The organism is Nioella aestuarii (genome assembly GCF_050896395.1).
Classification (GTDB): Bacteria; Pseudomonadota; Alphaproteobacteria; order Rhodobacterales; family Rhodobacteraceae; genus Nioella; species Nioella aestuarii.
Map to the genome: position 1 here is coordinate 133715 of NZ_JBPBBA010000005.1, position 24460 is coordinate 158174.

A 24460-nucleotide genomic window follows, 5' to 3' on the forward strand; every position below is an offset into this window, starting at 1 on the left:
TGTGGTCTTGGCTAACGCAAGATGGGATCAGACGAAATCCACGAACTTGTTGAACGGCATCTCCCGCAGGCGCTGGCCGGTGGCGGCGAAGATGGCGTTTGCCAGCGCGGGCGCGGCGGGGGGCACAGGGGGCTCGCCGATGCCGCGCACGGTGCCGCCAAGCTCTACGCCGCGCACGGCGATGCGCGGGGCCTGCCAGATGCGCATTCCCTCGTGCCAGTCGTAGTTCGACTGTTCGGCGATGCCGTCCGCGTAGGTGATCTCGCAATTGATCGCATGGCCAAGGCCCCAGATCACGCCACCCTGCACCTGGTTTTCAAAGCCAATGGGATCGACCACCGTGCCCACCTCTGCCGCGATCCAGACGTCGTGGATGCGGATGCCTTGGGGGGTGGCCTCGACCTCTATGACTTCTGCCGTTGGCACGCCGAAGCTTTCAACCATGGCGATGCCAAGCCCCCGGTTCGCGGCCAATGAGCGGCCCCAGCCAGACATTTCACCCACGGCTTCCAGCACTGCCACCGCACGCGGGTCATTGGCCAACCGCAAGCGTTCGGCCAGCGGATCGGCCCCCGCCGCGTAGATCAGCTCATCCAGAAAGCTCTCCCCGAAGAACCCGCCTGATGACGCGCCCACGGACCGCCAGGACGAGGTTGGCGCAAGTTCCGGCACCGCATAGGCGCGCACCCTGTAGGACGGGATCGCATAGGGCGCATTCCAGACACCCGCCGGGATCTGGCTGTCGGGGCCGGGCACGTTCTGCCCAAGCCGGCCCATCTGACTGCGTGTGGGCGAAACGGCCGCAATCTGGATATCGGCAGCCGCGACCACCCCGTTTGCCACGGACCCGCGCGCCCGCGCCATACCGATCTGTCGGGGGAAATCCTGGGCGAAATCCTCTTCCCGCTGGTAGGTCAGCTTGACCGGTACACCGGGCATCTGCAAGGCGATCTCGGTCGCGAGCTTCACATGCTCGAATTCGAGCCGGTGCCCGAAACTGCCGCCCGCGAACTGGTTGTGGAAAGTCACCTGATCGGCGTCATGGCCCGTTACGGCGGCAACCTGCTGTTGCAGAAAGCGCGGCATCTGGTGAGCGGTCCAGACCTCGACGCCCGTCTCCGTCACCTGGACAATGGCGTTCAGCGGTTCCAGCGGTTGATGCGCCACGTAAGGCGCGCGGTATTCGGCCTCGATCACGTCGCCCGTCAGCGCAGCGTCCACATCTCCGTCATGGCGCCATTCCCGGTCCAGCCGGTCTTGGGTGAAGCTGGCGGCCACTTCGGTCCAATGGACGGCTTGATCGGCGGGATAGGGGGACGGCCCCCAATCACAGTCAATCGCGTTTACCGCCTGAAAGGCGCGCCAGGTGTTGTCGGCCACCACGGCCACGCCATTCGTCACCTCCAGAACACGGGCAACCCCGCGCATTGCTTGCGCGGTACTGGCGTCAAAGCTGTTCAGCACGCCCCGGCGCGGATTCACCCTCACGGCGGCATGGACCATGCCATCAACAGTTAGGTCTATCCCGTAGACCTGTTGCCCGGTGGACTTGGCGAGGATATCCAGCCGCTCGGTGTCCTGCCCGATTAGCCGCCAGTCGCTGCGCGGGGTCAGGGGGGCGTCCTGCACGGGGTCGAGCAATGCGGCCTGCGCGGAAAGCTCGGTGTAGGGAATGCGGGTGCCATCCACCAGCACCACCGCCCCCGCCTCGCAATGCAGCTGATCGAGTGGGATCGAGGTTCGGACCTCACCCGCCCGGCGCAGGGTTTCGCGCGCCATCGCGCCCGCCTGCCGGAGCTTGTCAAAACTGTCAGGGGTGGAGGATGACCCACCTGTCACCTGCATCCCCAACACCTTCAGCGCCGCCCCCATCACCGTGCGCGCCGTGCGGGCGGAAAAGCTTTGGTCGCTGGACAGGAACGGCGCGGCTTCCTCGCCCATGGCGGTGTTCCAATAGGCGGGTGAAGGATCGCCGAAGCTGATATCGAACTGCCCCGGCTCCAGCCGCATTTCTTCGGCAAGCAGCATCGCCTGCATGTGGGCGACGCCTTGCCCCAAATCGACATGCGGGGTGATCAGGGTGATCCGCTCGGGCCCCACCACAACCCACGGGTTGAAAGTGACCTCGCCGGGTTCCAGCCCCGCCTCCAGCGGGTTTTCATGCGGGCGGCGCACGGTATAGAGCCCGAAGGCCACCCCACCAGCCAGCACGGCAGAGCCAATGAGGAAACTGCGGCGGGCGATTTTTCCGGCACGCGACATGGCTTATCCTTCGCTCAGACGTGCGGCGGCGTCGTGAATGGCGGCGCGGATGCGCGGGTAGGTGCCACAGCGGCACAGGTTGCCGCCCATGACGGCGTCGATATCCTCGTCCGTTGGTGCGGGCGTCACGGCCAGCAAATCGGCGGCCTGCATCATCTGACCCGACTGGCAATAACCGCATTGCGCCACCTGATGGGCGATCCAAGCCTCTTGCACCGCGTGCAGCGCCGCCCCCGGTGCCAGGCCCTCAAGCGTGGTGATCTCTGCCCCTTCCAGACTGTCTGCGGGAAGCTGGCAGGACCGCATCGCGATGCCATCCACATGCACCGTACAGGCCCCGCATTGAGCGATGCCGCAGCCGTATTTGACGCTGGTGATCCCCAGCTCATCCCTCAGCACCCACAACAAGGGCATATCGCCTTCTACATCCACCTCTTGGCGGACACCGTTTAGTGTGAACTGCATGATCATCCTCATCTGCCCGTGGGCGCATAGGGTAGAGGTAGGAACGCCCCCGCCGCATGTCACTTGCAGATCGTGCCATTTCTCTGCCCTTCCGTGCCGTCACCCGGTTGCACAACGCCTGTTCGGGGGTGGCGCTTGATCGCGCCGGGGGGGCAGCTAGGTTGGGATCAAAGAAGGAGAACATCCATGGGCCTGATGATTGACGGGATCTACCATGCCGAAGACCCCGGCCCGGACACGAGTGCCGATGGCAAGTTCCAGCGTCAAAAGGCGACGATCCGGCACTGGATAACCCCCGATGGCCCCTTCACCCCCGATCCGGGGCGCTACCACCTCTATGCCGCGTGGAACTGCCCTTGGGCGCATCGTTCTCTGCTGATCCGGGCGCTGAAGAGTCTGCAAGATCAGATCACGGTCGCCTATGCCCGGCCGCGCCGGACGCCGGAGGGCTGGGTTTTTGATAGGGAAGGCGACTACGCGGACCCAGAGCTTGGCATTAACGCCCTGCATCAGGTCTATGCCCGCACGCCGCAGCCCTTCACCGGTCGTATCACCGTGCCGCTGTTATGGGACCGCGTAACGCGTCAGCCGGTGTCGAACGAAAGCGCCGATATCGTGCGGATGCTGAACGATGCCTTCCCCGGCCCAGATTTCGCGCCCGCCGCCCTGCGAAACGGCATAGACGACTGGAATGCCCGTATCTATCGCGATCTGAACAACGGGGTTTACCGCGCTGGCTTCGCCAAAACCCAAGCCGCCTATGATGAGGCTGTGGCGCAGGTCTTCGCCTTGCTCGACGAGATCGAGGCGCATTTGGCAGCGAACCGCTACCTGATGGGCGAGAGTTTCACCGAGGCCGATATTCGCCTGTTCCCGACGCTGGCCCGCTTCGACGTAGCCTATCACTATGCCTTCAAATGCAACATAAGGCGGCTGATGGATTACCCCAATCTCTGGGCCTATGCGCGCGAAATCTACGCCATGCCGGGTGTGGCAGCGACCGTCCGTTTCGACATCTACAAGGCCGGATATTTCTCGCCGTCAGAGCTGCGCAACCCGCTTGGCATCGTGCCAGCAGGGCCGGTCATCAACTGGTCCGCGCCTCACGGGCGGGGTCAAAGCACCGCCTGAAACGCTTCACGCAGCGTGTCGGTGTAGTAGATCATCGTCGGGCGGCTTTCGGCGGCGGCGGTGGTCAGCGCCTCGGGTAGTTCCGCAGGGTCCGCCACATGCGTCACGGCCCATCCGCTGGCCTCAGCCTGCGCCTTCAGGTCTGGCGTATAGAGGTCCACGCCCACGGTGCCGATCTGCTTGGCGATCATGTAGCTCTTGATCTCGCCATAGCCGGAATTGTCGTAAAGCATCACGATCACCGGGGCCTCGGCCTCGACCGCGCTGGCCATTTCGGGGGATGAGAACTGAAAGCCGCCATCGCCTGACAGCACCACGACCGGTCCGCCAGAGGCCAGCCGCGCCCCGATCCCGGCGGGCAGGCCATAGCCAAGCGTTCCGAACCCGGTGGTGGAGCTGTGGTAGTGCCCCGGCTTGGCGCTGGCAAAGGCCAGGTTGCCCGCATAGACCGCCTGGGAACTGTCACCCATGATGACCACACCCGGCAGCGTGTCTCGGATCATGTCCAGCATCGCCAGATCGCCCCGCATCGCCTTATCCAGCACCAGCCGCCCGGCACTGGCCGCCATGGCGCGCGCGGCCCCGTCCTTTCGCTGATCCGGCTTGGCCAGCCCCAGCAATGCGGTCGCTGTGGCAGCGGCATCAGCCACAATCCCGATCTCGGGGGCTGCGCTGCGGGCCATCTGCACCGGGTCAACATCGATCCGGATCATCCGCCCTTCGATCCGGAAGCCGCCATCCTCATACATATCGTAGTCGGTACGCCCCATCTCGGTGCCAAGCGCAAGGATCACATCGGCATTGGCCACCAAAGCCCGTGTTTCAGGTTGCGAGGCGGTTAGCGACACGCCAAGCGGATGGTCGGGCGGCAACAGGCCCCGGGCATTCGCTGTCATCACAACGGGCGCGTCCAGCGCCTCTGCAAGCGCGCGCAGGGCAACCGCCTCTTTCGCTCCGCCACCCGCCAGAATCACCGGCGCCTCGGCGGTGTTCAGCAGATCGGCTGCGTCCCTCAGGGCCGTGGCGTCCGGCGCTGCCCGCGCGATCCGCATGGGCGCATTTGGCAGCGGCATGTGATCGGCGGGCGCGGTCATAATGTTGATGGGTATCTCAAGATGCACGGGGCGCGGTCTGCCGCCTTCGAACACGGCAAAGGCCTGCGCCAGCGCCGGGGCCAGTTCCTCGACCGTGTGGATGGTGCGCGAAAAGGCCGACACGCCGGACACCAACGCCTGCTGGTTCGGCAATTCGTGCAGCCAGCCCTCGCCCGATCCCATGCGGCCATGGGAATTGACCGCAGAAATCACCAGCATTGGAATGGAGTCGCCAAAAGCCTGCCCCATGGCGGTGGCGATATTGGTCATGCCGGGGCCCGAGATGATGAAGCACACACCGGGCTTGCCGCTGACCCGCGCATAGCCATCGGCCATGAAGCCCGCGCCCTGTTCGTGGCGGGGGGTAACGTGGCGGATGCCGGACCCGGGCAGGCCGCGATACAGCTCTACAGTGTGCACGCCAGGGATGCCAAAGACCGTATCCACCCCGTAAAGGGCCAGAAGCTTCGTCAGGTACATGCCTGCGGTCAGTCCTGTCAGGTCGGTCATGGGGTGCTCCTTGTTTTGTCCCGCGGACAGTTCCAGAGCTTTGGTCCGGGCGCAAGCAGGTCGCGCCCGGACCCTGTTGTCAGGCCCTCAACCGGTGATGCAACAGGATCGGAACCACCAGATCCTCCTCATCCGTCAGGTGCCGGTTGAGAAAGCCGTTCAATTGCTCGGCCAAGTCGCGCACCGGACCCGCTTCTGCCGCCATTTGGGTAGGGTCCAGCGTGGCCAGTTGCACCACCCGATTGGCACCCCGCGTGAAGCGATCCAGCAGCGCGTCCAGTTCCACATGGTCGCCCTCCAGCATCTCCAGCCCCTCCGCAAAGCGAGGGTCCGCGGCCTGCAGTTCCGGGAAATACTCTCGGTCTTCCCAGGTGTGATGGCCATGCAGGTTGCGCACCAGCAGGTTGCCGAAATGCGCCAGCCGCCCGGCGTAACTGTCGGTTTCCATCCCCTTGTCGAGAAAGCGCTCGCTGTCTTCTTGCACGATCTCGCCAAGCTGGCGAAACATTTGATGGGCGCCCATCCAGTTCTGGATGGAGCGGGCGAAAGCGGGATGCGCCTGCCAGCCATCGCGTGGCAGGTCCCGCAGGAGGCTCCGCATTTCAGGCGGAAGGCCGTCCCGAGTCGTGATGTGGTGGGTCATGCCACGTCAGATGGGGGTCTCACGCAACCGTGACAATCCGCGCCTGCGCACAGGCAGGGGGCCCGATTGCAGAGTCGGCAATTCCGTGTAGGGTCTGGACAGGAGGAATTGACAATGACAATCATTACAGCCGCTGGAAGGCTCGCCACTATTTCGCTGGCGCTTGCCGCGCTGACCAACGTGGCTTCTGCCCAGATGCATGGGGGCAGTCACGGGCATGGTGCCGGGCAGGGTCTGAGGCACCACGGGGCAGACGGCACCGGCCATGATGAGGTGACGATGCCGGGGTTGCGGGGCCTGAACGCCACGCCCGAAGAAAGCGCCGATCTGATGGTCATGTTCCACCACTTCGACACGCTCTATCGAGAGGTTGAGAACCTGCCGAACGGCATCCGTACCCTGACCGGCGCGACCGACCCATACGTGATGGACGCGTTGATCCGCCACGTCACCCAGATGATCGGCCGGGTAGAGGCGGGCGACGACCCGCAGATATTCATCCAGAGCCCGACGCTCGACATCTTCTTTGCCCGCTACGATGGGTTGGTGAATGAAATCGAGGTGACGGAAATGGGCATCGTTGTCACCCAGACCTCGGACGACCCCGAACTGGTTGCCGCGCTGCAAACCCACGCCGCCGAAGTCAGCGACATGGCCGCGCGCGGAATGCAGGCGGTGCACGAACGGATGATGCACGGGGGATGAGCCCTGCGAAGATATCTCCGTAATCCCGGCTAAAATGTCTGGATCGGCGGCGTCCTTCCAGGCCCTGTACAACGATGTAAGATGTTCGAATGTCCTTGGTTCCACGCTCTGATAGCGCCGGATTACCAAACGGGCATCGCGAACCAAGCGGCAAACATTGCCCCGGATCATTCCGCGAAGCATAGCTTCGTCCAGATCGGCGCTCTCGATACCGAGGGCGATGAACTCATAGTAATTTAGAAGCGAACGAACCGCCTCTGCGCTTCTGCGGCGGCGATTGGCCTCATCATCCGAGATGTCCACTGTGCGTGTGGCGTCCAGATAGGCTGTGTAGGTGTCGGGATCTATGTCCGTTCCCTCGGCAAAGCAGTGCTTGCGTTGTTCCAATTGCTGCCGAAACTCTGGCGACATGCGAGTGGTGAACAGAATGTTGATGGTATGCTGCTTGCGGGACTGCGTTTCATTTTCCACAGACCGGTAGAAGAAGGAGAAGACAGCGAACAGCAGTGCCGCAATAGAGGCCGTTACTCTGGTATCGATACCGGTGAGCACGGTGGGTGTTATCAACTGCACGACAAGCAGGAGAACGAAGACAAGGCAAAGGCCTGGCGCTACGATGAGCGTGAGAAAATGCACTTTTGTGCGCAACTGGTTACTCCATACAAAAAGGCCGGAAACAAGTCCGGCCTTTCGCTTTATTCTTTATCCGTTTCCGGCGCCTTCTTTCAGCATACTAAGCCTCCGCTTCAAGCGATGAACCTAGGATGCAATATGACCCTTAACAGCGGGTTAATCAACGAAGGATCAGTTCTTGGCCTTGTCGACCATCTTGCCGGCGGAGATCCACGGCATCATGCCGCGCAGTTTCTCACCGGTGGCTTCGATCTGGTGTTCGTCGTTGATGCGGCGGGTTGCCTTGAAGGACGGCTGGCCAACGGCGTTTTCCAGCATGAAGTCGCGCACGAACTTGCCGGTCTGGATGTCGGTCAGAACCTCTTTCATCGCCTTCTTGGTCTGCTCGTAGGGCAGGATGCGCGGGCCGGAGACGTATTCGCCATACTCAGCGGTGTTCGAGATCGAGTAGTTCATGTTGGCGATGCCGCCTTCGTAGATCAGGTCCACGATCAGCTTCACTTCATGGAGGCACTCGAAATAGGCCATTTCCGGCGCGTAGCCCGCTTCCACCAGCGTCTCAAAGCCCATGCGGATCAGCTCAACCAGGCCACCACACAGAACCGCCTGCTCACCGAACAGGTCGGTTTCGCATTCTTCGCGGAAGTTGGTCTCGATGATGCCTGAGCGGCCGCCACCGATGGCGGAGCAGTAGGACAGACCGATTTCCAGCGCGCGGCCCGAGGCGTCGTTGTTCACGGCCACGAGGCAGGGCACGCCGCCGCCCTTGGTGTATTCGCCGCGCACGGTATGGCCGGGGCCCTTGGGGGCCATCATGATCACGTCGACGCCGGGCTTGGGCTCGATCAGGCCGAAATGCACGTTCAGGCCGTGGGCGAAGGCAATCGCCGCGCCTTCGCGCAGGTTGTCATGCACGTATTTCTTGTAGGTCTCTGCCTGAAGCTCATCGGGCATGGTGAACATGATCAGGTCGCACCAGGCCGCCGCTTCGGCGATGCCCATGACCTGAAGGCCTTCACCTTCGGCCTTGGCGGCAGAGGGCGAGCCTTCGCGCAGGGCGACGACGACATTCTTGGCGCCGGAATCGCGCAGGTTCAGCGCGTGGGCATGACCCTGAGAGCCATAGCCCAGGATGGCCACTTTCATGTCCTTGATCAGGTTGATGTCGCAATCGCGGTCATAGTAAACGCGCATGTCTGTTCCTCCGAAAGATTGACTGGCGCTTGTCTAGCGCCCTGCTTCCGCAAGTTCGAGACGTGTATTGGAAGAAAATCCTACATATGATAGAAAATCATTCTCAAAATATCGAAACAGTAGATATTATATGCTTGATGACACGGATCGGCGCCTTCTACGCCTGTTGCAGACCGACCCCGAGATGCCAGTGGCGGAACTTGCGGAAGCAGCGCGGGTTGCGGCCGCGACCTGCTATAAACGGCTCGACCGGATGCGCGAAGACGGCGTCTTGCGGGCGACGCGGACGGTGATCGACTGGCGGGCGCTTGGGTTTACGGTGGAGGTCTCTTTGCGGATCACGCTCGACAAGACCCAGAGCCGTGCCTTCGATGAGATCATGGAGGCGGCGCGCGAAATCCCGGAGGTGGTGGAAATTCAGACCTTTCTGGGTCGGGTCGATCTGCGCCTTCTGGTGCTGGCCCGCGACATGGCCCATTACCAACAGGTTTATCGAGACCGCATTCTGGCATTGCCCCATATCACCGATATCGAGGCGCTGATGCAGGTGGCGACGATCAAGGATCAACGGACCTTGCCGATATGAGCGATTGGGACGCAACGGATTTTGCGCTGCTGCGCGCGGTGCAGGAGGATGCGGGGCTGAGTTCCGCCGCGTTGGCGCGACGATTGGGGCTGAGCCAGCCTGCGGTCTGGCGGCGGCTGCGGCGGCTGCGCGAGGCGGGGGTGATCGCCGGGCAGGCGCTGGATCTTGACCCCGCGCGGCTTGGGTTCGGGGTGACCGTGTTTCTGGGGGTCAAGCTGGCCACCAAGGGGCGGGTGAGCCTTGAGGATTTCGAACGTGCCGTGGGGGCGATCCCCGAGGTGCAACAGGTCAGCCATGTACTGGGTCTTTATGATTACCGGCTGCGGGTTGTGGCGCGTGATATCCCCGACTTCGAGCGGGTGCTGCGCCGCCGGATCATGACCTTGCCGGGCGTGGGCAATGTCGAGGCCAACGTGCTGCTGAGCGAGGAGCGCCGTCCGGGGCCTTTGATGGCGGGGTGACGCTCGGCCCGCCCTGTCGGGACGTGCCATCGCCCCACCCGCCATCCCGTGGGGCGCCTTTGTTGAAAAACCTGCGCTGGCGTTTTCCGGCGGATCGTGAGTATTTGGACCAAGAAGAAAGATATGCCGCGAAAGGGAGGCTGCCATGACCGCTTTGCTGAATACCGTCGATCCCGACGGGCTGCTGGAGTTTTCGGTGGTCTTCACCGATCGGTCACTGAACCACATGTCTAAGCAGTTTTGCGGGGTGATGCGGGACATCGATGCCGGGTTGAAGCAGGTCTACAACGCTGATGCGACAGCGCTGGTCCCCGGTGGCGGCACCTTCGGCATGGAGGCCGTCGCACGCCAGTTCGCAACCGGCCAAAAGGTGTTGGTGGTGCGCAATGGCTGGTTCTCGTTCCGTTGGTCGCAGATCATCGATGCGGGGCAGATTGCGGCTGAGACGGTGGTGATGAAGGCGCGCCAGACCGGCAACGAGGCCACAGCGCCTTTTGCGCCCGCCCCGATTGATGAGGTTGTGGCGCGCATTCATGCCGAGAAGCCCGCCGTTGTGTTTGCCCCGCATGTTGAAACCTCCTCTGGCATCATTCTGCCCGATGACTACGTGACCGCGCTGGCCGCTGCGGCGCATGAGGTGGGGGCGCTTATGGTCCTTGACTGTATCGCGTCCGGTTGTGCCTGGGTCGATATGAAGGCAACCGGGGTGGATGTGCTGATCTCGGCCCCGCAGAAGGGGTGGTCGTCAACCCCTTGCGCCGGGCTGGTGATGCTGTCCGATCGCGCTGTGGCCCGGATGGAAGAGACACAAAGCAGCAGTTTTGCAGCCGATCTGAAGAAATGGCGGTCGATCATGGCCGCATATGAGGCCGGTGGCCATGCCTATCACGCAACCATGCCGACGGACGGTCTGAAGGCATTTCGGGATACCATGGCCGAGACGCTTGATTATGGCAGCGAAAAGCTGCGCGCGGCTCAGTGGGAACTGGGCAACAAGGTTCGCGCCCTGCTGGCGGAACGCGGTATCCGGTCGGTCGCGGCAGAGGGGTTTGGCGCGCCGGGCGTGGTGGTAAGCTATACGGACGATCCCGGTATCCAGAACGGATCGAAGTTCAGCGCCGAAGGTGTGCAGATCGCGGCAGGTGTGCCCTTGCAGGTGGATGAGCCGCAGGGGTTCTCTACCTTCCGCCTTGGGCTTTTCGGGCTCGACAAGCTCTATGACGTGGATGCGACGTTGGCCCGCCTGGAGGAAGCAATGACCAAGGCCATGGGGTGATCCCCGGCTTTCATCCTGGCAACGGTGTCGGCGTCAGCGGGCGGGGCAGAGCCCCACGCCTCTTTTTGCAGGAAACCTGATGCGTGACCCATAACGGGTCGCGCGGGTCGTTGCGCGAAGCGCGGCGAAACCGGTCTATCCGGCACGCCCGGTTCCCAACCCTGCGCGCATCAGCGTGGTCCGCACCGGCTTCACCGAATAAAACGCCCGCAGCGCCCGCATTCGCATGTCGCGCAAGCCTTGGAGTGACACCATCGACGCCCGGTTCAGGGCATCGATCCCAGCCACACGGGCGCGCACTTCGCCGTGGCGGGACTTGTGGTAGGACGTGAGCATCTTGCGTGAGCCGATGTCACCGGGGGCCGCTTCAGCAAGGTCCAGCAGGGCGCGCATGTCGCCCAGGCTCATATTCAGACCCTGCGCGCCGATCGGGGGCACAACATGGGCCGCTTCCGCCACAAGGGCCACCCGTTCGGCCTCCATCCGGTCGGCCACCTGGCTGATGATCGGCCAAACCGTGCGCCGGGTGATCAGTGAGAGGGGCCCCAACAGCCCGGCAGACCGGGCGGTCATCTCGTCTTCAAAAGCGGGCACCGGCAGCGAAGCGAGCCGGGCCACTTCCGGGCCGCGTTCCATCCAGACCACGGCAGAACAGGGGCTGCCTCGATGATCGGGCAGCGGCACCAGGGTGAAAGGCCCGCCCGAGCGGTGTATTTCGGTCGAGACATTGCCATGAGGCACCTCGTGGGTGACTGCGAAGGCCAGCGCCTTTTGCCCGTAGCGCGTTGTCTTGACGGGAATGCCCACGGCGTCGCGCACGGGTGAGTTTCTGCCATCGGCAGCGATGACAAGCCGGGCGCGGACACGGGTGCCGTCGGACAGGCTGACCAACGCCTCGCGTTCGCGTGTCAGAAGCCCGGCGGTGCCTGTGCCGGGGCGGAAATCGACATTGGGCATCTGCGCCAGATGCGCCACCATCTCTCGGCGCAACAGCCAGTTTGGAAGGTTCCAGCCAAAGGGGAGGTCCGAGATGTCGGAGGCGTTGAAATCATGGCTGCTGCGGGCTTCGGGTTCCTCACCGCCAGCATCGACGATCCGCATGATCTGAAGCGCGCTGGCAAACGGTTCGAGCCGGTCCCAGAGGCCGGCACGGATCAGGAAATCTCGTGACGGTTGCAGAAAGGCCGTGCTGCGCAGGTCTGATCCTTCCGCCTGCATCTCGGTCACCGGTGGGGCGGGGTCGACGCAGATCACGGTAAATCCCGCGGCCCCGAAGGCCGCCGCTGCCGTCAGCCCCGCAACCCCGCCGCCCGAGACCAGCACATCGGTTTCGATCATCTCGGTCATGGGCGGGTCTCCTTCGCGGGGGCATTGCCTGTCAAATACGCCTGAATCCGCGCGAGGTCCAAGCGGCAGAAGGGCGCGTCACCCAAGCGTGATGCGGATCAGCAGGTAGAAGCCGAAGACAACCGATGTCAGAGCGCCAATGATCAATCCGGCATATCCGAAAATGAGTGTGCCGGCGATCCATGCAAGGGCCAGAAGCGCGATGGCCCAAAGCATCACGGTGGAACTGTCCAAAGCCCGCAGAAGGGATCGCAACAGCGGGTGAATGCCCCTCGCAGGGCTGGAATGTGGAATGAAAGCCATGGGTTGTCTCCTGTTCGCACGTTTTCAGATAGGTGCTGAACCGGGGTCGGGAACGGGCCGAATGACGCAGTGCGACGGGCTGCCGCTGGTGATTTCGCCGGGGCTTTGCCGCCGTCGCCTGACGCCTCCTCACCAGTTGGATTTGAAGGAGGAACGGGTGGCCGGGTTCAATCTGCCAGACGCGACAGGAAATCGGTGAGGTTGTCGGTGTGATGATGGATGTGGTCGGCGGGCTCTGGTTCGGGCGCGACATGGACAGTGCGCAGCCCCATGTCGTGGGGTGCTGCGAGATTGCGAATATCGTCTTCGAACATTGCCGCGCGGGTCGGGTCTAGCCCGTCGCGGGCGAAGACTGTTTCAAACGCCCGACGTTCCGGCTTGGGGCGCAGCCCGGCATGTTCCACGCCATAGATCGCATCGAACAGGCCCGAGAGGCCGCGGGCTTCGATCACCTGTTCGGCATAGGGCGCCGTGCCGTTGGTGTAGATGATCCGTCGCCCCGGCAACGCGCGGATGCGGGCGGCAAGGTCGGGGTCCGGCTCCAGTACCGAAAAATCGATCTGGTGCACCTCGTGCAGATAGGGGCCGGGATCGACGCCGTGGATATCCATCAGACCCGCCAGCGTCGTGCCGTGATCGCGCCAGTATTTGTAGCGCAGGCGGTCGGCTTCGTCGCGATCAACGCCAAGCGCATCCATCACATAGGCCGTCATCTTGACGTTGATCTGGTCAAACAGCGCCATGTCAGGCGGGTACAGCGTATGGTCGAGGTCGAAGACCCAGGATGTGACATGCTCGAAATGCGCGCGTGGCATGGGCTGCGTCCTTTTTTGCCGCGCCCCGAAAGACTTGCGCTTGTGCCGGGGCGGTCCTAGCCTTGCCAGAAACCGGGGGGAAAACCAATGGCCAGTGCGAAAGCGCCGCAAAAAGACGCCTATGACCTGATTCTGAAAGCCATCGACGAGGGAACGTATCGTCCCGGTTCACGCTTGGTGGAATCAGAGCTGGCAGAGCGGTTCGGCGTCAGCCGCACGCCCATTCGCGAGGCATTGCAGCGGCTGGAAACCCAAGGGCTGCTTAGCCGTGACGGGCGTAGCCTCATCGTCGCATCGCTCGATCATGACCAGATGGCGCAGCTCTACATTGTACGGGCCGAGCTGGAGGGACTGGCAGCGCGTCTGGCTGCGCAACACGCTGCGGCGGAAGAGATCAAGGTGTTGCAGGAAATGGTGGCCGCCGATCAGGCGTTGCTGGACGATCCCTCGGCCCTGTCGCGCGCCAACCGGCGGTTTCACAAGCAGATCCATCTTGCCTCTCACAACAAGTACCTCGTGCAGCAGCTTGACCTTGTCCACCGGTCCATGGCGCTGATGGCGACAACCTCGCTTGCCGCCGAGGGGCGCAGCCCGGTGGCGCTGGAGGAACATGCCGCGATCGTGGCGGCGATTGCCGAGCGGGATGGCGAACGGGCCGCGCGGATGTTGAAGGATCACTTGTCGACCGCGTTCGAAGTGCGGCTGAAGGAAGAGGCGCGCAAGGTCTGACCCTGCATCAGTTCGGTTGCCTGCCCATCCTGTGAAAAACGGCCATGGGCGGTCTTGCGCCAGTGGAACGGTTTGACCAGCAATTCCGCCAACCCCAGTAGCGTGGCGACCGAGGCCAGCAGGAAATAGACATCCAGTAGCGGAATCCACAGCCGCAATCTGCGGTGGCGGGGCAGGGCGGCGGCACGCCATGCGGCGTAGAAGGTCAGAACCTGGCAAGCGATGAAGAAGACGGCGAGGCCCAGATATCCCTGCACCGTCAGATAGGCGTCCATCGGGTGCGGAAGGCCCGCAACCTTGACCACCAATGTCCACAGGACCGGGGCCAGCGAGAAACCCAGAACCGTTCCCAGAAGCTGTGCCTGAAGCGCGATGAACCGCCTTGTGCCAAGCTCTCTCCACAGTTGCACCGGATCACGCATATGGGTGGCCCAGGTCATCGCGTAACCCTTGAGCCAGCGGGACCGTTGCTTGACCCAGGGCAGCACGGCGGCGTTGGCCTCTTCATAGGTGGTGGTGTCGATGATCTCTGTCCGGTATCCGCGCCGGGCCAGCCGGAGGCCAAGATCTGCATCCTCGGTTACGTTATGGGCGTCCCATGCACCCATCTCTTCCAGCAGTGACCGGCGAAAAAACAGCGTTGTCCCACCAAGCGGCACGAAAAGGCCAAGCTTTGAGACGCCGGGCAGAAGAAGGCGGAACCAAGTGGCATATTCCAGCGTGAAACAACGGCTAAGCCAGTTGTGATGCGGGTTGTAGTAGTCGAGCTGTCCCTGAAGGCAGGCGACATTGGAGGGCACTTCGAGGAACCGTTGCGCGACCTTGCGAATTTGGTCGGGTTCCGGCGCGTCCTCGGCGTCATAGACGCCAACGATCGATCCGCGCGCGAAATTCAGCCCATAGTTCATCGCCCTCGGTTTGGTGCGCGGCTGACCCGGCGGCACGATGACAGCGCGCATCCAGAACGGCAGCTCGGCGCGGGCGAGGGCACTTCGAGTGGTCTCATCCTCCTCTTCGATCAGCAGGATCACGTCGAGCAATTCGCGCGGATAGTCCAGCCGACTGACCCGGCGGATAAGGTGCCCTGCAATGTCGGGCTCATTGAACAGCGGCAGCAGGATCGTCACGACAGGAAGCGGCATGAACGGATGTAAGGGCGGCGCTGTGGCAGGGTCCTGTGGTTTGGACGGCGGCTGGTCAATGCTATGAAGCGCCAGCCATTTAAGCGCGGCATTCACGGCGGCAACCAAGACGCCAAGCGCGCAAAGCCCCGCCACAACCGCCCCCGGTGCCAGCAGCAGCGCACCGGCAACGGCCAGCAATATGGCCATCCACCGCCGAAACGCGCGGGACGCGTCCCAATCACGGCAGCTATAGGGGCCGGGGGTTCGGGCCTCGGCGATGCGGGCAAGTTCGCGGCCATAGATGCTGGTCAGGGCCGCCTGCATTCGCGCGCGACTGGCCAGGGCAAGCAGGATCGGGCCATGATGCAGGGGCAGCGCTGCGCGGATCTCCTCGGCCCGGTCCGGCCGGTTGGTCATCACCACAAGGGCCGAGCCGGCGCGGCGCAACGGCACCGCGTTCAGGCGAATGGCAAGCCCGGCGGGAAGCAGATCGGCAAGGGCCGGGTCGGGGGGTGGATGATCTTCCGCCAATAGCTGGGTGCCGTTCTGCGCGGCAAGGGCCTCTAGCAGCTGATGTTCGGTGATCGCGGCCTGGGTGACGAGGATCTCACCGATCGGCAAATCTCGGTGGCGCTGGCTGACAAGGGCTGCGCGCATCTGTTCTTCGGTGATCGTGCCCTGATCCAGCAGCAGTTCCGCCAATCGCGGCCGGGTCCGGTCGGTCCGATCATCGGGTACGGCGCGCAGGTAGGCTGCGCTGGCAGTCGACCGCAAGTGGCCTGCCCTTTGATCCATCCGTTCCAACCAAAAATCCCCGGCCATGAGGAGCCGGGGATCATTAGGGGATCAATTTCCTAATATTTGGTTAAACCGTCTCGGCCTTGCGCGCCTGCATGGCGGCGGCGAAACGTTCGAACAGGTAGTAGCTGTCCTGAGGGCCGGGGCTTGCCTCGGGGTGGTACTGCACCGAGAAGACCGGTTTGTCAGCCACGCGGATGCCGCAGTTTGAGCCGTCAAACAGCGACACATGGGTTTCCTTGACACCTGCGGGCAGGGTCTGGCTGTCGACGGTAAAGCCGTGGTTCATCGAGGTGATTTCCACCTTGCCGGTTTCCAGATCCTTCACAGGGTGGTTCGCACCGTGATGGCCGTGGTTCATCTTGATGGTCTTGGCACCGAGCGCCAGTGCCAGCATCTGGTGGCCAAGGCAGATGCCGAAAACCGGCAGGTCTGCCTTGAGGACATCCTTGATCATCGGAACCGCATAGACGCCGGTCGCCGCCGGGTCGCCGGGGCCGTTCGACAGGAACACGCCGTCAGGCTGATGGGCCAGAACCTCTTCCGCCGTGGCGGTCGCGGGCAGGACGGTCACGTCGCAACCGGCCGAGGCCAGGCAGCGCAGAATGTTGCGCTTGGCACCATAGTCGATTGCCACGACCTTGAAACCGGGTTCAGTCCGCTTGGTATAGCCCTCGGGCCAGGCCCACCGTTTTTCATCCCACCGATAGCTTTGTGCGCAGGTCACGTCCTTGGCAAGGTCCAGCCCCTCCAGCCCGGCGAAACCACGGGCTGCGGCGACAAGCGCTTCCAGGTCGAAATTGCCGTCCGGGTCATGGGCCAGTGCAACATGCGGTGCGCCCTGCTGACGAATGGCGCGGGTCAGGCGGCGGGTGTCCACACCGCCGATGCAAATCCGGCCCTTGGCGGCCAGCCAGCTGGTCAGCTCCTGCTCCGCGCGCCAGTTCGACGGCCCGGTCGGATCCCATTTCACCACCATCCCGGCGGCGACGGGTTCGGCGGTTTCGTCGTCCTCGGTATTGACGCCGGTATTGCCGATATGAGGGAAGGTAAAGGTCACGATCTGGCCCGCATAGGAGGGGTCAGTCATGATTTCCTGATAACCGGTCATGGCGGTGTTGAAACACAGTTCGGCGACCGTCTGGCCGGCGGCGCCGAAGCCTCGGCCATAGAACACGGTCCCATCAGCGAGAACGAGGCAGGCGGTGGGGCGGGTTGTCATGGGCGACTCCGGTACTGGCGCGAAATTCGCGGCAACCTAAGGGCAAGGCCCCCCGGGGTCAAGCGGATGCGACGGCCTTGTTGCTGCGGGTGCATTCGCCTATTGTCGGGGGCTGTTGCGCAGGGAATCTGCATTCAGCTGGGGATGGAACCATGGCACTGAGGGAACGGATCACGACCGAGATGAAGGCCGCGATGCGCGAAAAGAACGCGCCGCGACTGTCGACATTGCGGCTGATCAATGCGGCAATCAAGGATCAGGACATCGCTGCTCGCGGCAAGGGGGAAACCGACGGCGTGGGCGAACCGGACGTGCTGGCGATTATCGGAAAGATGGTCAAGCAGCGCCAGGAAAGCGCACGCGCCTATGAAGAGGGCGGGCGGCTGGAACTGGCCGAGAAGGAACGCGAGGAGATCGTTATCCTTGAGGAATTCCTGCCGCGCCAGTTGTCTGAAGACGAAGTGGCCAAGGCGATCGCAGACGCGATCTCGTCCACCGGGGCCGAAAGCATCCGCGACATGGGCAAGGTCATGGGGGCGCTGAAGGGCAAATACACCGGCCAGATGGACTTCGGCAGTGTCGGCCCCAAGGTGCGGGACATGCTGGGGTAATTGCCATCGCGGCGTGATTGGGGCGGCCTTACTGGGTAGGAGGGCCGCTTTTTTCATGCTTAATTTGCTGCGGAACCGGCAGGGCCGGGCAGGGGCAATGATGCTCTTTGGGAGGGTGCGACCCCTTTGGGTCGGGTTGCCTTCGGACAGGCAAGTGGAATGCGGCGCCGCGTTCCGGCGCGGGGCATTTGGCGATTTTGGGACGCGTCCTTACCCGCTGGTGTCCACCTGAGCCCTTGTCAGGGGCTATCTGGGGCGGCAGCGGGCAGACCGGGCCACGCTTGGGAATCGGTTAACCTGCGTTCATCCTCGCAGATCGGTATGAAGGCCGGGTTAACGGAGGCGCCCGTCTAGGCGGGCCGCAGTTCCTTCAGCAGCAGGTGATACAGCTCTACCCGTTCCTCAGCGGCCAGAAACGCGCCGATCTCAACCTCTCGTCCCTCGCCTTTCAGGGTCACGTAATCGGGCACCCGGCCCCCCTGCGGGATCAGGCGGACCTGCACCCAATAGGGGTTCGCGTCCCACACCTGATCGGATTTGCGCGGGGCGGTGTGGGTCAGGCGCACGTGGTCGTCCCACAGAAGCAGTTCTTCGTGAAGGTCCATATCGCGCCAGGACCGCGTCAACCCCCACCAGATCGCCCAAACTGCACCCGCAACGAACGGCAGAAGGCCCCACAGAACCGGCGATCCGAATGCCGCCAGCAGAGGCAGTGCCAGCAAAGCTGCGGTCACGCCGACGAACCAGACGAAGCCGCGTGGTGTCAGCGATTTGTGCGGCCGCGCGACAAGGCGCAGCCGGGGGCGGCCATTGCCGCCATCGAAAAGGGCCCCGGAATGATCCGGAGCCCCTTCTGCGTATCGGGTGATGTCAACCGGCATCAGATCAGTGGTGCGGTTGCTTGTCCCACATGTCCTGGGTCGGGAGCTCTTCGAACGTGTGCTCCGGCGGCGGGCTGGGAAGGGTCCATTCCAACGTATCCGCGTATTCGCCCCAGTAGCTGTCCTCGGTCACGCGACGGCCTGCGAACAGCGTGTAGAACACGATGCCGATGAACATCAGGAACGAGGCGAAGGAGATGAACGCACCGATCGACGAGATGTAGTTCCAGTAGGCAAAGGCCTCGGGATAGTCGATGTAGCGGCGCGGCATACCCTGGACGCCCAGGAAGTGCTGCGGGAAGAAGGTGATGTTGGCACCAATGAAGAACAGCCAGAAGTGCAGCTTGCCCCAGAATTCAGGGTACTGACGGCCCGACATCTTGCCGATCCAGTAGTAGACACCGGCGAAGATGCAGAACACGGCACCAAGCGACATCACGTAGTGGAAGTGGGCGACCACGTAGTAGGTGTCGTGATAGGCGCGGTCGAGACCGGCCTGCGACAGCACGATGCCAGTGACGCCACCAACGGTGAAGATAAAGATGAAGCCGATGGCGAACAGCATGGGCGTCTTGAACTCGATCGAGCCCTGCCACATGGTTGCGATCCAGCTAAAGATCTTCACGCCCGTCGGCACCGCGATGACCATCGTGGCGACCATGAAATAGGCTTGCTGGTTCAGCGTCATGCCGACCGTGTACATGTGGTGTGCCCACACAACGAAGCCAAGCGCGCCGATTGCGACCATCGCATAGACCATCGGAAGATAGCCAAAGACCGGCTTCTTGGAGAAGGTCGCGATGACGTGGCTGACAATACCGAAGCCCGGGACGATGATCATGTACACTTCCGGGTGGCCGAAGAACCAAAGCAGGTGCTGGTACAGGATCGGGTCACCGCCCTCGGCCGGGTTGAAGAAGCCGGTGCCGAAATTACGGTCGGTCAGCAGCATGGTGATGGCGCCAGCCAGAACCGGCAGCGACAGCAGGATAAGCCATGCGGTCACGAAGATCGACCAGGGGAACAGGGGCGTCTTGTGCAGGGTCATGCCCGGTGCACGCATGTTCAGGAAGGTGGTGATGATGTTGATCGCACCCAGGATCGACGAGGCACCGGAGACGTGGATCGCAAAGATCGCGAAGTCCATCGAGATGCCGCCTTCGAGCGTGGATAGCGGCGCGTATAGCACCCAGCCAACACCAGAGCCCGCCTGACCGTTGCCCCCGGGGGCCAGCATCGAGGCGACGCCGAGCGACACACCGGCCACATACATCCAGTAGCTGAGGTTGTTCAGGCGCGGGAACGCCATGTCGGGCGCGCCGATCATCAGCGGCATGAAGTAGTTGCCGAAGCCGCCAAAGAGCGCGGGGATAACCACAAAGAACATCATCAGGACGCCGTGATAGGTGATCATCACGTTCCACAGGTGACCGTTCGGGGTACATTCTTCACCAGCGAAACCCGCCAGGAAGCGGGCACCTTCGTCACACATGAACTGAACGCCGGGATGCATCAGTTCCATGCGCATGTAGACAGTAAAGATCACCGACAGAAGGCCGACAAAGCCCGCGGTGAACAGATAAAGGATACCGATATCCTTGTGGTTGGTGGACATGAACCAGCGGGTAAAGAACCCTGGCTTTTCGTGGTCATGTCCCGAAATGGCAGCATCAGCCATGGACGTCTCCTGTTCCAAAGAAGCACGCAGACCAAGACTGTCCGGTCCCACGCGCCCTATTCCCTGTCGGATGTTCTAGTTTGCAGGTGGGGGGTTCGCAACGTGTTTGGCGGCGTCAGGGTGGGAAAAAATGCCTCAGCTTTCGCCTTTTTGGCGCGGCAGGCGGCGGAAATGGGAGGTATCTCAACCGGGCGTTGTGACCACCAGTCGGGGCGTCAACGCATTTCGCTGCCCTGAACCTGGCTGTCAGGGGTGACGATTCCGGGGGTATCACTTGCAGCCTGAGAGCCGGCAAAGGGAGCAGTCGCCTGTAATTCAGGGCTTTCTATCGCTGTGACAGAGGTCGAAACCGCAAGCGCGACAAGCAGACCAAGCGTCGCCAATGCCGCCATCATAACGGTCGCTTCAATCCTGTCATTTCGCTCGTGATTGGTTCCTTGGGTCACGGCTCAATCCTCATAACTGCCCGAATGGGCCTTCCCACTCGCTACTATGGGCCGGTTCACGCAATACAACCGGTCCAGTTTGGTATGGCCGCGATTCTCGTTCGATTTGGCGCGTGCCACGCGCTTCCACCTTCACCGCTGGTGCGGCAAGGTGACGAAGCTTTCCCGGAATTTGACGGGGAAACTAGGCCAAAAAATGGCAATGCCCGAACCACGGCGGAAACAATCCGTTTCAGGGGGCTTTCGGTCTTAGCGGCACCGGGGCGGTCCCGAAGATCTGCCCGAAGGTCTTTTCCAGTGCCACATCCACATCGTCCAGCGTCACCGGCAGGCCCAGATCGACCAGAGACGTCACCCCGTGGCCGGTGATGCCGCAGGGCACGATGCCGTCAAAATGGGTAAGATCCGGTTCCACGTTGATCGAGAGCCCATGGTAACTCACCCATTTCGTCAGCCGCACGCCAAGCGCGGCGATTTTGTCTTCGCGCGGAGTGCCATCGGGCAGGGAGGGCTTGTCAGGGCGGGCGACCCAGACACCGACACGTCCGTCGCGCTTTTCGCCCTTGAGGTTGAACTCGGCCAGGGTTGAGATGACCCAATCTTCCATTTGCTGCACGAAGGCCCGCACATCATGGCCACGCGCCGCCACATCCAGTAGCACATAGGCCACCCGCTGGCCCGGCCCGTGATAGGTATATTGGCCGCCGCGCTTGGTGTCATAGACCGGGAAGCGGTCGGGATCGGTCAGATCGGCGGGTTTGGCCGAGGTCCCGGCGGTGTAGAGGGCGGGATGTTCCAACAGCCAGATCGCCTCGTCCGCCTCGCCGCGCGCAATGGCGGCGGCGCGGGTCTCCATCCAGGTCACAGCGTCCTGATAGGGCACCGGTTCGTCCGAGCGGATCCATTCGACCATGTTCTATCCGGGCAGAAGCCCTGCCTCCCTGATGGCTGCGATGTTTGACCGGCTTACGGGAATGTCGCGTCCGTCCGACATCGTCAAGACCGCACGCGCCCCGTCGCGCCGGGCCGCGCGCACCTGGCCAAGCGCCACCCAATGGGACCGATGAACCTGTAGCCCGGCAACAGGGGTGGTCTCGCGGATGGCATCGGACAGGCGCATCAGCAGCATTTCCCGACCAGCAACGGTCGTGACCTCAACATAATGGTCCTGTACCGAAAGCGAAATAAGCGGTCCTCGCTTGTCCAGTGGCAGACGGTCCAGCAGCGGAACTGAGATGGCCGTTGGCGTCTGGTTCTCTGCTTCGGCGGAAGTTTGGTCGAGCATAAGCGTCGCGACGGTGATCGTGGCCGAAATGACAATGCCGTTCAGGGCAAGATCCCTGAGATAGCGCAGCTCTGTCGGCGGCAGGTCAAATACCGCCCAGTTCAACACGGCAACCTCGGCAGCGACGACCAGCCCTGCAACGGTCGCTGCAATGAGCGCGGCCAGTGCGCGAAGGAAGCCACGTCGTGTCAGGGCATGGTTGATCGGGCCGATCAGGGTGGCGCCAGTCAGGTAGGTGCCAAAGCACAGAAGCAACCAATAAAGAATGCGAGGCAACAGCCGCAAATGCTCTGCCGTGCCGAACGGTCCGGCGATGCCCGCAATAATGCCCGCTGCGCCCACCCCCACCAGCACCCGGCGATCCGCCAGAAGGGCATGCAACTCACGCTTCGCGGATTGCAGGGGGCTGTCGTTCACGAAGGGCCTCATTCGGTTCGCGTATCGGGGCTCGTGCCCTGTGAAGATGCCATGGCAGGCGGGGACTATGGTTTTCTCTTGCAATGAGGTCTTCACATGACAGCCCTGGCCCCTCTTTTCAACGCACCGCTTGCGGTACAACTGCATGTTGCCGGTGTCCTTCTTGCGATTTTGCTGCTTCCCCTGACGTTGTGGCGCCGCCGCAAAGACCGTGTCCACCGATTGGTGGGCTATGTCTGGATCTCGGCCATGGCCGTGGCAGCGCTTAGTTCGTTCTTCATCAACGGGCTGGCGATGGTGGGGCCGTTTGGGCCGATCCATCTGATCTCTGTCTATGTGCTCTATGCACTGATCATGGGCCTGCGTGCCGCGATCAAGGGCCGGTACGAAGCGCATCGCAGCCATCTTCAGGGCCTGGCGATTGGCGGGCTTGGCGGTGCGGGGCTTTTGGCGTTCCTGCCGGGCAGGATGCTGAACCAAATGGTTTTCGGGGACCATGCGCGAGAGGGTTTCGTGGCACTTGTCGCGGTTGCGGCCGTGCTGCTGGCGTGGCGCATGATAGGACAACCGAGGGCGAATCGGCGCTCGATCTAACGGCTGGGTTCAGCGAAAACCGGCCCTCCTCGTCGGCGTTTTTACGCTTTTATCGGGAAGCTTAACCAAAAAGTAACAGGTTTTCGGACTTTGGATTGAACCGAAACGTGATAGGTTACGACCAATAGTCGAGACACCGAATTGGAGGATGCCATGCTTATTAAATCCCTGACTGCTGCGACCTTTGCCGTCGCCCTTGCCGCTGTTCCCGCCCAGGAAGCCCGCGCTGACGCTGGCGATATCGTCGGCGGCCTGATCGTCGGCGGCCTGATCGGCGCTGCCATTGCCAATGGAAACAACGGCGGCGGCAACCGCGGAACCACCAGCGGCGGTGGCGGTATTCCCGCCAGCCAGATGGGCCGCGACACCCAGACCGCCCTGAACTATTTCGGCTTCAATGCCGGTGCCGTAGACGGCCAGATCGGCAACGGTACCCGCCAGGCGATCGAGCGCTATCAGCTTGTGATGGGTTTTCCCGTGAATGGCCGCGAATATGCCACCTACCAGTATGATCAGCTGATGCAGGCGTATTACTGGGGTCTTAATGGCGGATCGGCCCAGACTGGTCTTGTCGGCCAGCCCCTGCTGATGGCCTACCGCGATGCGCAGCTTGCCCCGCAGCAACCGCAGGTGGTTGTGGTGCCTGCCCCCGCCCCGGTACAGCCCGTCCCGCAGGTGGTGGCACAGCCCCCGGTTCAGACGATCATCGTCCCGGCGCCGCAACCGGCTGCTTCGAACAAGTAATTAGGGACCAAATCCCGCGAAACAAAGGGCCGTTCGCATCGCGGGCGGCCTTTTTGCTTGGGGCGGCCGGCTGTCCTGCGAAGGAAGTGAAAAGAGGTGACGAATCCCCCTTGCGCATCCCCGCACCCCTCGGCTAAACAGCCGCGCACTACCTGATCACGTGCGGTCGTGGCGGAATTGGTAGACGCGCAGCGTTGAGGTCGCTGTGGGGTAACTCCCGTGGAAGTTCGAGTCTTCTCGACCGCACCAATCGATCTGAAAATTTATAAAGTTTTTCAGATAGTTAGATTAGCGCTCTCAAATTTTGTCCCCCAGAATATCCCCCAGACTCGGTTTCCTGGATTTTTGTATCAAGTCATGATCGAATCTCTCTGGATTCTTAGAACATCTCTTGCGTAACTTGTTCGGTCGTGACCGCTTTCGGCCCACATGTATGTACCGGCTGCTGTCCGCAAATGATTTCTAGCATGTTCTCGGAAGTCGCTCATATGTATCCGGCCTGTTGA

Annotated in this window: 24 protein-coding genes, 1 tRNA gene and 1 pseudogene; 10 read left to right on the forward strand and 16 right to left on the reverse strand. The window is 62.5% G+C overall.

The window, feature by feature from the left end; all coding sequences use genetic code 11:
* Positions 1 to 27: 27 nt before the first annotated feature.
* Together ACROHD_RS05615 and ACROHD_RS05620 are read right to left on the reverse strand one after the other, a co-directional pair.
* The gene (locus ACROHD_RS05615; RefSeq protein ID WP_432676375.1) at positions 28 to 2262 is read right to left on the reverse strand and encodes a xanthine dehydrogenase family protein molybdopterin-binding subunit; all 2235 of its coding nucleotides are present in this window, start codon (positions 2260 to 2262) and stop codon (positions 28 to 30) included.
* Between the two features lie 3 nt (positions 2263 to 2265).
* Positions 2266 to 2727: a (2Fe-2S)-binding protein gene (locus ACROHD_RS05620; protein ID WP_432676376.1), complete on the reverse strand. Its 462-nt coding sequence runs from the start codon at positions 2725 to 2727 to the stop codon at positions 2266 to 2268.
* A 186-nt stretch (positions 2728 to 2913) separates the two neighbouring features.
* Between ACROHD_RS05620 and ACROHD_RS05625 the strand changes: the two genes are divergently transcribed.
* A complete protein-coding gene (locus tag ACROHD_RS05625) occupies positions 2914 to 3858 on the forward strand; it encodes a glutathione S-transferase family protein (RefSeq protein WP_432676377.1) in 945 nt (314 codons plus the stop codon).
* Here the strand turns inward: ACROHD_RS05625 and ACROHD_RS05630 are convergent.
* Both ACROHD_RS05630 and ACROHD_RS05635 read right to left on the reverse strand, forming a co-directional pair.
* Positions 3843 to 5462 carry a 5-guanidino-2-oxopentanoate decarboxylase gene (locus ACROHD_RS05630; RefSeq protein WP_432676378.1) on the reverse strand — a complete coding sequence of 540 codons (1620 nt, stop codon included), beginning with the start codon at positions 5460 to 5462 and terminating at the stop codon, positions 3843 to 3845. The two genes, ACROHD_RS05625 and ACROHD_RS05630, sit on opposite strands and share 16 nt — an antisense overlap.
* 79 nt (positions 5463 to 5541) lie before the next feature.
* Complete coding sequence (locus ACROHD_RS05635) at positions 5542 to 6105, reverse strand: hemerythrin domain-containing protein (protein WP_432676379.1); 564 nt, start codon at positions 6103 to 6105, stop codon at positions 5542 to 5544.
* Positions 6106 to 6219: 114 nt separating this feature from the next.
* Here ACROHD_RS05635 and ACROHD_RS05640 point away from each other — a divergent pair, with 114 nt between their 5' ends.
* Positions 6220 to 6810, forward strand: coding sequence for a hypothetical protein (locus ACROHD_RS05640; RefSeq protein WP_432676380.1), 591 nt, complete (start codon positions 6220 to 6222; stop codon positions 6808 to 6810).
* 69 nt (positions 6811 to 6879) lie between these two features.
* On the opposite strand, the pseudogene ACROHD_RS05645 reads toward ACROHD_RS05640, so the two are convergent.
* Together ACROHD_RS05645 and ilvC are read right to left on the reverse strand one after the other, a co-directional pair.
* Positions 6880 to 7446: pseudogene (locus tag ACROHD_RS05645) on the reverse strand (DUF4760 domain-containing protein); the annotation flags it as partial.
* 168 nt (positions 7447 to 7614) lie between these two features.
* A complete protein-coding gene (ilvC, locus tag ACROHD_RS05650; RefSeq protein ID WP_432676381.1) occupies positions 7615 to 8637 on the reverse strand; it encodes a ketol-acid reductoisomerase in 1023 nt (340 codons plus the stop codon).
* 130 nt (positions 8638 to 8767) lie between these two features.
* On the opposite strand from ilvC, the gene ACROHD_RS05655 reads away from it, so the two are divergent.
* The 3 genes from ACROHD_RS05655 (at position 8768) to ACROHD_RS05665 (ending at position 10960) form a co-directional block, all read left to right on the forward strand.
* Positions 8768 to 9223: an Lrp/AsnC family transcriptional regulator gene (locus ACROHD_RS05655; RefSeq protein ID WP_432676382.1), complete on the forward strand. Its 456-nt coding sequence runs from the start codon at positions 8768 to 8770 to the stop codon at positions 9221 to 9223.
* A complete protein-coding gene (locus ACROHD_RS05660; protein WP_432676383.1) occupies positions 9220 to 9684 on the forward strand; it encodes an Lrp/AsnC family transcriptional regulator in 465 nt (154 codons plus the stop codon). The genes ACROHD_RS05655 and ACROHD_RS05660 overlap by 4 nt, the downstream gene beginning before the upstream one ends.
* Positions 9685 to 9829: 145 nt before the next feature.
* Positions 9830 to 10960, forward strand: coding sequence for an aminotransferase class V-fold PLP-dependent enzyme (locus ACROHD_RS05665; protein WP_432676384.1), 1131 nt, complete (start codon positions 9830 to 9832; stop codon positions 10958 to 10960).
* A gap of 135 nt (positions 10961 to 11095) precedes the next feature.
* Here the strand turns inward: ACROHD_RS05665 and ACROHD_RS05670 are convergent, their stop codons facing one another.
* From ACROHD_RS05670 to ACROHD_RS05680, 3 genes are all read right to left on the reverse strand, one after another.
* Positions 11096 to 12307 (reverse strand): UbiH/UbiF family hydroxylase, encoded by a 1212-nt coding sequence (locus tag ACROHD_RS05670; RefSeq protein WP_432676385.1) that lies wholly within the window; start codon positions 12305 to 12307, stop codon positions 11096 to 11098.
* A gap of 78 nt (positions 12308 to 12385) precedes the next feature.
* Positions 12386 to 12610 (reverse strand): hypothetical protein, encoded by a 225-nt coding sequence (locus tag ACROHD_RS05675; RefSeq protein WP_432676386.1) that lies wholly within the window; start codon positions 12608 to 12610, stop codon positions 12386 to 12388.
* Between the two features lie 167 nt (positions 12611 to 12777).
* Complete coding sequence (locus ACROHD_RS05680) at positions 12778 to 13425, reverse strand: pyrimidine 5'-nucleotidase (RefSeq protein WP_432676387.1); 648 nt, start codon at positions 13423 to 13425, stop codon at positions 12778 to 12780.
* A gap of 87 nt (positions 13426 to 13512) precedes the next feature.
* On the opposite strand from ACROHD_RS05680, the gene ACROHD_RS05685 reads away from it, so the two are divergent.
* A complete protein-coding gene (locus ACROHD_RS05685) occupies positions 13513 to 14154 on the forward strand; it encodes a GntR family transcriptional regulator (RefSeq protein WP_432676388.1) in 642 nt (213 codons plus the stop codon).
* Here ACROHD_RS05685 and ACROHD_RS05690 read toward each other — a convergent pair.
* Both ACROHD_RS05690 and carA read right to left on the reverse strand, forming a co-directional pair.
* Positions 14100 to 16100, reverse strand: coding sequence for a glycosyltransferase (locus ACROHD_RS05690; RefSeq protein WP_432676389.1), 2001 nt, complete (start codon positions 16098 to 16100; stop codon positions 14100 to 14102). The genes ACROHD_RS05685 and ACROHD_RS05690 overlap by 55 nt on opposite strands.
* Before the next feature lie 43 nt (positions 16101 to 16143).
* Entirely contained in the window at positions 16144 to 17298 is a 1155-nt protein-coding gene (carA, locus tag ACROHD_RS05695; RefSeq protein ID WP_432676390.1) for a glutamine-hydrolyzing carbamoyl-phosphate synthase small subunit, read from the reverse strand.
* 152 nt (positions 17299 to 17450) lie between these two features.
* Between carA and ACROHD_RS05700 the strand changes: the two genes are divergently transcribed.
* The gene (locus tag ACROHD_RS05700) at positions 17451 to 17909 is read left to right on the forward strand and encodes a GatB/YqeY domain-containing protein (RefSeq protein WP_432676391.1); all 459 of its coding nucleotides are present in this window, start codon (positions 17451 to 17453) and stop codon (positions 17907 to 17909) included.
* A gap of 350 nt (positions 17910 to 18259) precedes the next feature.
* Here ACROHD_RS05700 and ACROHD_RS05705 read toward each other — a convergent pair whose 3' ends face one another.
* The 5 genes from ACROHD_RS05705 to ACROHD_RS05725 all read right to left on the reverse strand — a co-directional run bounded on the left by ACROHD_RS05705 (position 18260) and on the right by ACROHD_RS05725 (position 22616).
* Positions 18260 to 18790, reverse strand: a complete 531-nt coding sequence (locus ACROHD_RS05705; RefSeq protein WP_432676392.1) for a DUF2244 domain-containing protein — start codon at positions 18788 to 18790, stop codon at positions 18260 to 18262.
* A 4-nt stretch (positions 18791 to 18794) separates the two neighbouring features.
* Entirely contained in the window at positions 18795 to 20468 is a 1674-nt protein-coding gene (ctaD, locus tag ACROHD_RS05710; protein ID WP_432676393.1) for a cytochrome c oxidase subunit I, read from the reverse strand.
* Positions 20469 to 20683: 215 nt separating this feature from the next.
* Complete coding sequence (locus ACROHD_RS05715; RefSeq protein ID WP_432676394.1) at positions 20684 to 20914, reverse strand: hypothetical protein; 231 nt, start codon at positions 20912 to 20914, stop codon at positions 20684 to 20686.
* A gap of 232 nt (positions 20915 to 21146) precedes the next feature.
* Positions 21147 to 21827 carry a lipoyl(octanoyl) transferase LipB gene (lipB, locus tag ACROHD_RS05720; RefSeq protein WP_432676395.1) on the reverse strand — a complete coding sequence of 227 codons (681 nt, stop codon included), beginning with the start codon at positions 21825 to 21827 and terminating at the stop codon, positions 21147 to 21149.
* Positions 21828 to 21830: 3 nt separating this feature from the next.
* Positions 21831 to 22616: a LytTR family DNA-binding domain-containing protein gene (locus tag ACROHD_RS05725; RefSeq protein ID WP_432676396.1), complete on the reverse strand. Its 786-nt coding sequence runs from the start codon at positions 22614 to 22616 to the stop codon at positions 21831 to 21833.
* Between the two features lie 96 nt (positions 22617 to 22712).
* Between ACROHD_RS05725 and ACROHD_RS05730 the strand changes: the two genes are divergently transcribed.
* The 3 genes from ACROHD_RS05730 (at position 22713) to ACROHD_RS05740 (ending at position 24203) form a co-directional block, all read left to right on the forward strand.
* Entirely contained in the window at positions 22713 to 23210 is a 498-nt protein-coding gene (locus ACROHD_RS05730) for a DUF2306 domain-containing protein (RefSeq protein ID WP_432676397.1), read from the forward strand.
* 153 nt (positions 23211 to 23363) lie between these two features.
* The gene (locus ACROHD_RS05735) at positions 23364 to 23954 is read left to right on the forward strand and encodes a peptidoglycan-binding domain-containing protein (RefSeq protein WP_432676398.1); all 591 of its coding nucleotides are present in this window, start codon (positions 23364 to 23366) and stop codon (positions 23952 to 23954) included.
* Between the two features lie 162 nt (positions 23955 to 24116).
* Positions 24117 to 24203, forward strand: a tRNA-Leu gene (locus tag ACROHD_RS05740).
* Positions 24204 to 24460 lie beyond the last annotated feature (257 nt).